The 9,203-nt window shown below is 68.3% G+C and carries 7 protein-coding genes; 2 read left to right on the top strand and 5 right to left on the bottom strand.

Annotated elements, in window-relative coordinates:
- Nucleotides 1-46: 46 nt before the first annotated feature.
- On the top strand, nucleotides 47-397 hold the full coding sequence (locus VFV09_04150) for a metalloregulator ArsR/SmtB family transcription factor (GenBank protein ID HEU4866903.1): 351 nt from the start codon (nucleotides 47-49) through the stop codon (nucleotides 395-397).
- Between the two features lie 18 nt (nucleotides 398-415).
- Here VFV09_04150 and VFV09_04145 read toward each other — a convergent pair whose 3' ends face one another.
- Entirely contained in the window at nucleotides 416-832 is a 417-nt protein-coding gene (locus tag VFV09_04145; protein ID HEU4866902.1) for a PPOX class F420-dependent oxidoreductase, read from the bottom strand.
- A gap of 172 nt (nucleotides 833-1,004) precedes the next feature.
- Between VFV09_04145 and malQ the strand changes: the two genes are divergently transcribed.
- The gene (malQ, locus tag VFV09_04140) at nucleotides 1,005-2,849 is read left to right on the top strand and encodes a 4-alpha-glucanotransferase (protein ID HEU4866901.1); all 1,845 of its coding nucleotides are present in this window, start codon (nucleotides 1,005-1,007) and stop codon (nucleotides 2,847-2,849) included.
- On the opposite strand, the gene VFV09_04135 is transcribed toward malQ, so the two are convergent.
- From VFV09_04135 to VFV09_04120, 4 genes are read right to left on the bottom strand one after another with little or no spacing between them, the layout of a single operon-like run.
- Nucleotides 2,836-3,984 carry a cytochrome P450 gene (locus VFV09_04135; GenBank protein HEU4866900.1) on the bottom strand — a complete coding sequence of 383 codons (1,149 nt, stop codon included), beginning with the start codon at nucleotides 3,982-3,984 and terminating at the stop codon, nucleotides 2,836-2,838. The two genes, malQ and VFV09_04135, sit on opposite strands and share 14 nt — an antisense overlap.
- Entirely contained in the window at nucleotides 3,984-6,089 is a 2,106-nt protein-coding gene (glgX, locus tag VFV09_04130) for a glycogen debranching protein GlgX (protein ID HEU4866899.1), read from the bottom strand. Before glgX ends, VFV09_04135 begins: the two co-directional genes overlap by 1 nt.
- Before the next feature lie 37 nt (nucleotides 6,090-6,126).
- Entirely contained in the window at nucleotides 6,127-8,034 is a 1,908-nt protein-coding gene (glgB, locus tag VFV09_04125) for a 1,4-alpha-glucan branching protein GlgB (GenBank protein HEU4866898.1), read from the bottom strand.
- 54 nt (nucleotides 8,035-8,088) lie between these two features.
- On the bottom strand, nucleotides 8,089-9,201 hold the full coding sequence (locus VFV09_04120; GenBank protein HEU4866897.1) for a hypothetical protein: 1,113 nt from the start codon (nucleotides 9,199-9,201) through the stop codon (nucleotides 8,089-8,091).
- Nucleotides 9,202-9,203: the final 2 nt, after the last annotated feature.

The raw sequence follows: 9,203 nt of genomic DNA, 5'->3' as shown, positions 1-9,203 counted from the left end.
AACTGGTTGACAGGCGACCTTGGTAACCTTACAGTTACCGTATCCAATGAGTTACCAAGCGACCCTTCAGGTTCTTGCCGACCCCACCCGGCTGGCGCTGGTCGACCTGCTGCGCGCCGGCCCCCAGCCTGTCGGACGGCTGGCCGCCGGCCTGCCGGTAAGCCGCCCGGCCATCTCCAAACACCTGCGCCTGATGAAAGAGGCAGGGGTCGTAAAGATGACCGAGGAGGGGACCAAGAACCTCTACGAGTTGAACCTCGAGTCCCTCCAAGAGCTGCATCGGTACCTCGAAGGCTTCTGGGGGACGTCGCTCGGCCGCCTGAAGGAGGCCGCGGAATCGACCTACCGGGCAGCAAAACAACACCCCCACGGCGCCACCAAGGAGGACAGGACATGACCCCGGACAGCTCACGGCCTAGCCGGTTTCGGTGGGCGCTCCGTAGCACACGAACTTCTGCGGGGTCACCCGGATCACCACGCGCCCTTCGCCCAACATCTCCTGGGGTAGCGCCTCCAGGTTCATGTACTTCCTGGCGAGCGCGTTGGCTAGCCGGTGGTCTTCGTCGGGCTCGATCTTCGCCGAGCCCCTGATCTCGACGTAGCGGTACGGGTCTTCGGGGGCGACGATACAGACCGCCAGGCGTGGGTCCTGCTGCAGGTTGCGGTACTTCTGACGGCCGGCAAGGGTGCTCACCAGCAACTGCTCGCTGGACGAATCCCACTCGTACCAGGTGGGCGTGATCTGCGGAGCGCCATTGGGACCGGTGGTCGCAAGAAATGCGGTCCCGTTCGCCTCCAAGATGTCGCGATGGGTGTCGGGGACTTTGTTCATTGACTTTCTCTCCCAGCTCTCGCGTGACTATGGGCCAATGCCACTGATTCTCCGACAAATCGGGCAAACCTTCAGGATCCCGTCTTGCGGTTGAGACTGACGGTTTAGCTCCCGGCCCCGTGCGGCATACTCAGGGCATGCCTTTGTACCCCTCGATAGTCCGCGCCGGTCCATGGACCTAGAAGCCCGGGCCCGGGCGGCCGGGGTCGACATCGGCTACGAGGACTACCAGGGTAGCTTCAAGCTGTCGCCCGAGTCCTCGCTCGTCAAGGTCCTCGAAGCGATCGAGGAGGACAGCCCCCGGGGGCCCGAGGAGCAGGGCCCGCTGGTTCTCCGCCGGGGCGCCCAACTCTCGTTCGAAGGGCCAGCTCTGGTCGACACCGACACCGGCGATGAGATGGCGGTCGAGGGCACCATCCCCGACCACATGCCGTTCGGCTACCACACGATCCGGGGAAAGGACGACGTACCCAGGCGCCTCATCGTCAGCCCGGGCGCATGCTTCCTGCCCGAGAACCTGCGGGTCTGGGGCTGGGCCGCCCAGCTCTATGCGCTGCGTTCGGCCGGCAGCTGGGGCATGGGCGACCTGGCCGACCTGGAGGAGCTGGCTCGCTGGTCGGCCACCGAGGGCGCAAGCCTCATCATGATGAACCCGCTGGGGGCCGCCACCCCGGGCCGTGCGATAGAGCCGAGCCCCTACTACCCGAGCAGCCGCAGCTTCCGTAACCCCCTGTACCTGAACGTCGACCGCATAGTCGGGTCGGAAGGGCCGATCGAACCGTTCCGCGATGCCGGCCGGGCCCTGAACGCAGCTCCGCTGATCAACCGGGATGCGGTCTGGGCCGCCAAGGGCCCCGCCCTGGAGCTCATGTTCCGGGACTTTGCTGGCCACGCGGAGTTCGACCGCTACTGCGAGGACCAGGGCCGCTCCCTGGACGACTTCGCCATCTTCTGCGCCCTCGCCGAGCAGTACGAAGGCCCGTGCTCGGACTGGCCGGAGGGCGTCCGGCACCCCGGCACCCCCGAAGTGACCGACTTCCGCCGGGAGTACAGCTCCCGCGTGATGTTCCACAAGTGGCTGCAGTGGCACCTGGAGGGTCAGCTGGCGATGGCCGGCCGGCACCTGGGGCTGGTCAAGGACCTCCCGGTGGGCGTCGACCCTTCCGGCGCCGACGCCTGGATCTGGGGCGACGCGTTCGCCTCCGGTTTCGCCCTGGGCGCCCCGCCCGACGAGTTCAACCGGGCCGGCCAGGTCTGGGGCATCGCCGGCTTCCACCCCAAACGCCTGCGGGCGGCGGGGTACGAGCCGTTCATCCAGATGATCCGCTCCGCCCTGTCCCAGGCCGGCGGCATGCGCATCGACCACGTCATGGGACTGTTCCGGCTGTTCTGGATCCCGGACGGCTGCGACGCATCCGAGGGCGTCTACGTGAGGTACCCGGCGAACGAGCTGCTCGACATCGTCGCTCTTGAGAGCCAGCGGGCGCAGGCGTTTGTGGTCGGGGAGGACTTGGGGACGGTGGAGCCGCAGGTCCGGGAGGAGATGGCCGCCCGGTCGATGCTCTCCTACCGCCTGCTGATCTTCGAGGACAGTGCCGAGGAGATCCCCGCCGAATCCATGGCGGCGGTGACCACCCACGACCTCCCGACGCTGGCCGGGGTCTGGCGGGGCGGCGACCACCGGGTTCAGAAGACGCTGGAGCTCCCGGCGAACGACGACGGCATGGAGGAGATGCGGCACCGCCTTCGGGTGGCTGCGAGCGCCGCTCCCGACGAGCCCGTCGATAAGGTGATCCCGGCGGTGTACGAGAAGCTGGCTCAATCGCCGGCGCGGATTGTCCTGGCGACCCTGGAGGACGCAGTCGGATCGACCGACCGGCCCAACATGCCCGGCGTCACCGAAGGCTGGCCCAACTGGAAGATCGCCCTGCCGAAGTCGCTGGAGGAGCTGAAGAGCCACCCGCTGGTGGGCGAGGTAACCGGGGTACTGCGCAAAGCGCGCCCTAGCTCGCCCTGACCGGGAGCGATACCAGGCCCCGCAGGTTGATGTGCTCCCGCCAGCGCAGGGCTGCCGGGTCGAATGCAAAGTCGTCGAACATCGACACCAGCGCCCCGATGGCGATCTGCCCCTCCATCCGAGCCAGCGCCGACCCCAGGCAGAAGTGGATGCCGCCGCCGAACGACAGGTGCCTGGCGTCGGGGCGGCCGACATCCAGCACGTCCGGGTCCCGGAACTCGTCCGGGTCGCGGTTGGCGGCCGCAATCAGCAGCAGGGCCGGGTCGCCCCGCTCCAGCCGCCGGTCCCCCACCGTGACCGGCTCCTTGACCGTGCGGATCAGGAACTGCACCGGGCTGTCGTAGCGCAGCAGCTCCTCGATGCCGCTCCGCAACAGCCTCGGGTCCTCCCGGAGCCGTCGGAGCTGGTCCGGGTTGCGGAGCAGGGCGAGGAACCCGTTTCCGATCAGGTTGGTGGTGGTCTCGTGCCCGGCGACGAACAGCAGCGAGACCGTCGACAGCAGCTCGTACGGGCTCAGCCGATCCCCCTCCTGCTCGGCGGCGAGCAGCGCCGTCAACAGGTCGTCCCCCGGCCGGCTGCGGCGTGCGGCCACCTGTTCGGACAGGTAGGCGTCGAATTCGATCGACGCCGCGGCTATCTCACTTGCGTCCTCGTCGCTCAGGACCGGGTCCAGGGTCCTCGTTAGGGCTCCCGCCCAGCGGCGGCACCGAGCGTGGTCCTCCACCGGCAGCCCGAGCATCTCGCTGATTACGGTCGCCGGCAGTGGGAAGGCGAGGTCGGCTATGACGTCCATCTCTTCGGCCTCGCGGGCCCGAACCAAGCTCTCGTCGACGATGGTCCGGATCCGGGACCGGAGGCGCTCCAGCATCCGGGGCGTGAACGCCTTGCTGACGAGGGACCGCAGCCGCGTGTGAGCCGGTGGATCGCGAAACAGCATCGACGCCCCGTCCATCGACACGTCCACCTCGTGCCCCAGCCGGTGGTCCCGGACCAGGGAGGCGACGTCGGAGTAGCGGGAGACGACCCAAAAGCCGAGGGGGCTCCGGTGCACCGGGTCCTCCTCCCGCAACTGCCGGTAGTGCGGGTACGGGTCGGCGTGGACCTCGGGGTCCAGGGGGTTGTAGATGACGGCCACTACGGCGTGCGGTGCACCAGCAGGATCAGCGAATGGGCGGTCAGGTTCAGCCCGCTCCGGCGCTTCAGCTGGCTCCCCGGCTTGGCGGTGTTGAGCAGCTCCAGCCAGGTCCCCTCCTGCGACATCTCCGGCAGAGCGAAGTGCTGGGAGCGGTTGCCCCCGTTCAGCAGAAGCAGCAGGGTCTCCCCCGGAGCCGGGCGGCCGTGGTCGTCGACCTCGTCCGAGGCGTGGGCCGGGATCAGCATTCCCAGAACGTGGTTGTGCGAGTTGCGCCAGTCGTCGGTGGTCATCTCCGCAGCGTCGGGGCGCAGCCAGGTCAGGTCCTTCTCCAGCTCCCCCGCCGGCCGGGTCATCGAGAAGAACCGCCGGCGTCGCAGCACCGGGTTGGCCCGGTAGATCTCAAGCAGGCGGCGGGTGAACTCCAGCAGGTCCCTCTCGGCCGGTGACAGGTCCCACTTCACCCAGCTGATCTCGTTGTCCTGGCAGTAGGCGTTGTTGTTGCCTTGCTGGGAGCGGCCCATCTCGTCGCCCGCGAGCATCATGCGCACTCCCTGGGAGAACACCAGCGTCGCCAGGAAGTTGCGCTTCATGCGCTCCCGGACCTCCAGGACCTTCGGGGAGTTGGTCGGCCCCTCCTCCCCCCAGTTGTTGCTGTGGTTGTCGTTCGTGCCGTCGCGGTTGTCCTCGCCGTTCGCCAGGTTGTGCTTCTCGGCGTAGGAGACCAGGTCGTGAAGGGTGAACCCGTCGTGGGCGGTGATGAAGTTCACGCTGGCCTCGGTCCCCCGCCCGCTGTACTCGTACATGTCGGACGAGCCGGCCAGCCGGGACGCCAGCTCGGGAACCTGGCCGTTGTCGCCCCGCCAGAAGCGGCGGATGCAGTTGCGGTACTGGTCGTTCCATTCGGACCAGCCCTGGGGGAAGTTCGCCACCTGGTAGCCGCCGGTCCCGAGGTCCCACGGCTCGGCGATCAGCTTGGTCTTCGAGAGGACCGGGTCCTGGTGCAGGATCTTGAAGAACGGCGCCAGGCGGTCGTACGACATGTGGTCCCGGCCCATGACGGTAGCCAGGTCGAACCGAAAGCCGTCGACGTGCATCTCGGTGACCCAGTACCGCAGGCTGTCGACCACCAGCTGCAGCGACCGCGGGTGCATCAGCTTCACGCTGTTGCCGGTGCCGGTGAAGTCCAGGTAATGGCGGGGGCTGTCGGGCATCAGGTGGTAGTAGTTTCGGTTGTCGATGCCCCTAAGGCTGAGCATCGGCCCCCCGTCGTTACCCTCCCCGGTGTGGTTGTAGACCACGTCGATCAGCACCTCGATGCCGGCGGCGTGCAGGGTCTTGACCATCGTGCGGAACTCGGAGATCTGCTCCCCCAGCCCTCCGGACGCGTACCGGACCTCCGGGGCGAAGTAGGCGATCGGGTTGTAGCCCCAGTACTGGCGCAGTCCCCGGGTGATCAGGTGATGCTCGTCGACGAACTGGTGAACCGGCAGCAGTTCGACCGCGGTCACACCTAGTGTCTTCAGATGGTCGACTATCGCGTCGGACGCCATGCCCAGGTAGGTGCCCCGGTGCCTCAGGGGCACGCCGGGGTGGCGCAGGGTCATTCCCCGTACGTGGCACTCGTAGATGACCGTCCGGTTCCACGGGGTGTTGAGAGGCCGGTCGTCGCCCCAGGTGAACGCGCTGTCGACGACGACGCAGGGCGGCACCGGGCCCAGGCTGTCCCGCTGGTCGGAAGGCTGATCCGAATAGTCGGACGGGCCGGAAAACAGCGAATCGTGCCACTTCACGCGGCCGGCCAGGGCCTTGGCGTAGGGGTCGATGAGAAATTTCGCCGGGTTGAACCAGTGACCGTGGTCCGGGTTGAAGGGCCCGTCGACCCGGTAGCCGTAGAGCTGCCCCGGCCGGACGTCCGGCAGGTAGCCGTGCCAGACGGAGTTGGTGTGCTCGGTGAGGGCGATGCGCTCCGACTCCCGGTAGGGCACCCCGCCCTCGATCAGGCAGAGCCACACCGCGGTGGCGTGCTCGGAGAAGATTGCGAAGTTGACGCCCCGCCCGTCCCACGTCGCACCGAGCGGGCTGGGCGCTCCCGGCCAGACGCGCATCAGTACAGGCCCCCGTCGCTCCGGACGTTCACCGGTGCTACGCCGAGCTCTTGAGGAACAGGCACGCCAGCGGGGGCAGCGTCAGCTCCACCGACCACTCCCGGCCGTGGGCCGGAGCGGCCGCCGCCTCCACCAGGCCGAGGTTTCCGAGGCCGCTCCCCCCGTAGTACTCGGAGTCGCTGTTCGCCATCTCCCGCCAGGTGCCGCCCTCGGGGACGCCTATCCGGTAGTTGTAGCGGGGAACGGGGGTGAAGTTGTACACCAGCAGGTAGGTCCCCTTCCCGGAGGCCGCCTTGCGGAGGTGGCTGATCACACAGGCCTCCCTGTCGTCCGCGGCAATCCACTCGAACCCGCCGGGGTCGCAGTCGAGCTCGTGCAGCGCCGGCTCGGAGGTGTACAGACGGTTCAGGTCGCCCACCCACTGGGAGACGCCCGAGTGGACCGGGTACTGCAACAGGTCCCACTGCAGGGCGTTCTCGTGGCGCCACTCGGAGTCCTGGCCGAACTCCCCGCCCATGAACAGCAGCTTCTTTCCCGGCTGCCCGTACATGTAGCCCAGGAGCAGGCGCAGGTTGGCGAACTTCTGCCACTCGTCGCCGGGCATCCGCCCGATGAGCGACCCCTTGCCGTGCACGACCTCGTCGTGCGACAGGGGCATGACGAAGTTCTCGGTGAAGGCGTAGAGCATCCGGAAGGTCAGCTCGTTGTGGTGGTACTTGCGGTGAGCCGGGTCGAGCTTGAAGTACTGCAGCGTGTCGTGCATCCAGCCGAGGTCCCACTTGTAGCCGAAACCCAGGCCGCCGACGCTGGTCGGACGGGAGGCCATCGGCCAGTCGGTCGACTCCTCCGCCATGGTCTGCACGTCCGGGAGCGCCCGGTAGACGTCCTCGTTCATCCGGCGCAGAAAGCTCGTCGCCTCGAGGTTCTCGCGGCCACCGTACTGGTTGGGGACCCAGTCGCCCGGCGCCCGGGAGTAGTCCAGGTAAAGCATCGACGCGACCCCGTCCACCCGCAGCGCGTCGGCGTGGTAGGTGGTCAGCCAGTACATCGCGCTCGACAGCAGGAAGCTGCGGACCTCGTTGCGGCCGTAGTTGAAGATGTAGCTGGTCCAGTCCGGGTGGAAGCCCTGGCGGGGGTCCTCGTGCTCGTAGAGGTGGGTGCCGTCGAAATACCCCAGGCCGTGCTCGTCGGTTGGGAAGTGCGAGGGGACCCAGTCCAGGACCACCCCTATCCCGCTCTGGTGGAGCTGGTCGACGAGGAACATGAGGTCCTGCGGGGTCCCGTAGCGGCTGGTGGGGGCGAAGTACCCGGTGGTCTGGTACCCCCACGATGCGTAGAGGGGGTGCTCCATGACCGGCATGAACTCGACGTGGGTGAACCCGAGCTTCTGGAGGTACTCGATGAGCTTCGGGGCCAGATCCCGGTAGTTGAGGTAGCCGTCGTCCGGGCCGTGCATCCAGGAGCCGACGTGCATCTCGTAGATCGCCACCGGCGCGTCTGTGGCGCCGGTAGCCCGGCGGCGGGCCATCCACTCCTCGTCGCCCCACTCGTATTCCAGGTCCCAGACCACCGATGCCGTGGCGGGCGGGGTCTCGTTGTGGATGGCGTAAGGGTCCGACTTGTCGACCTGGAACCCGTCCCGAGGGGCCTCGACGTGGAGCTTGTAGCGGCTGCCCTTCGCCACACCGGGGACAAAGACCTCCCAGATGCCCGAGTCGGCGCGCATCTTCAGCGGGTGAGCGTGCTTGTCCCAGTCGTTGAAGTCCCCGAAGACCGTGACGTAGGAGGCGTTGGGCGCCCACACCGCGAACCGGGCGCCCGGGTTGTCGCCGCCCACGAGATGAGCCCCCAGCTTCGATTGGAGTCCGGCGTGGGACCCCTCGTTGAACAGATGGAGGTCGTCGGCGGAGATGGGGCTTTGGGGCAGGGGCTCGGACGAATGCACGGTAATGAGACTACCCGCGATAGGGACCCGCAAGAACCTTCGGGTGCCGGCGTACTACGGCTTGGGCCGGGGGGGCCTGCCCCTCCGGGGAGGCGGTGCATCGGGATCCTGGGGCTTGGCCGCCCTTGCCCTGGTCGTCTTCTCGGCGGGCGACACCCGGGTGACGCCGGAGCTTCTGGGGGCCGGCGGGCGCTTGGCCCCGACCGGTCGCACCTCCGAGGCCGTGCTGCGGCGGCGGGGAGCCGGCGGCTCCTCCGGTTCGACCGGCTCGTCCTCCTCGGGCGCGGCGGCGACTGCCGGACGCCGGGGGCGGTAATGGATCATCTCGTCCGTGGGGGCCGGTTTGGGGATGTTCGGGACGTCCTCTATCCGGACCCACTCGGGCTCGCTCTCCTCAGAGGCGTCCTCGTACTCGGGCTCGGGCTCGGGCTCGATCAAGGGCTCGGGTTTCCTGCGGCCGCGCCGCTTCGGAGCGACGGGGGGCGCTTCGTCGATCTCGGGTGTCACCGGCGTGACCCGGCGGGCACGCGGCGGGACCGGTGCGGGCGGGGGCGGCGGGGCCTCCTCCCCGGCCGACCCCAGGACGGCGGCCAGCCGGCTCCGGAAGTCGTCGGCGGCGGCGCCCTGCGCCTGGGCGGCCGGCGCGGCGTAATCGTCGTCGTACTCTTCGTCGCCGTAATCCGCGTCGTAGGAGGGAGGGCCCATGCCCTGGTCCTCTTCTTCAAACTCGGTGTCGTCGTAGCCCTGCTCGGCCTCTGCCCAGGCTGCGCCTGCGGGGGCGTCGGGGAGGCGACCCCGGCGGCCTCTCTGCGGCCTGAGCGACGACAGCGGCTCTTCATCGGAGTCGTCGTCGGTGGCTACGTCCATCTGGCGAGTCGGCTCATCGGAATCCAGACGGCCGCTGCCGCGGCGCTGACGTGCCGGGGCGGCTTCGCCCTTTTTCGGCTTTCGTTCACGGGGCTCCCGTGCGGGGCGCTCGGGCCGGGGGGCCTTGGGCTCCGGGGCGTAACCGGCCTTCCGGTCGGCCAGGGTGGCGCGAAGAAGGAACAGACCGGCAAGGATGCTGGCCCCGATGGATGCGTAGAGAATGGTGTCGTCGTTGGACAACCAACCGTAGGCGAGTGCGCCAAAAGCGATGAGCACCAGAGCAATCGAAGCCTTGAACACTT

The organism is Actinomycetota bacterium, assembly GCA_035759705.1.
GTDB lineage: Bacteria > Actinomycetota > CADDZG01 > JAHWKV01 > JAHWKV01 > JAJCYE01.
Note: the sequence above shows the minus strand (reverse complement) of the source record. Positions and strands in the feature narration are given on the sequence as shown.

Bases quoted from the DNA above. Each gene is read 5' to 3' on its own strand.
- VFV09_04150 (HEU4866903.1), top strand. From the start codon at position 47: ATGAGTTACCAAGCGACCCTTCAGGTTCTTGCCGACCCCACCCGGCTG.
- VFV09_04145 (HEU4866902.1), bottom strand. From the start codon at position 832: ATGAACAAAGTCCCCGACACCCATCGCGACATCTTGGAGGCGAACGGG.
- malQ (HEU4866901.1), top strand. From the start codon at position 1,005: ATGGACCTAGAAGCCCGGGCCCGGGCGGCCGGGGTCGACATCGGCTAC.
- glgX (HEU4866899.1), bottom strand. From the start codon at position 6,089: ATGCGCGTCTGGCCGGGAGCGCCCAGCCCGCTCGGTGCGACGTGGGAC.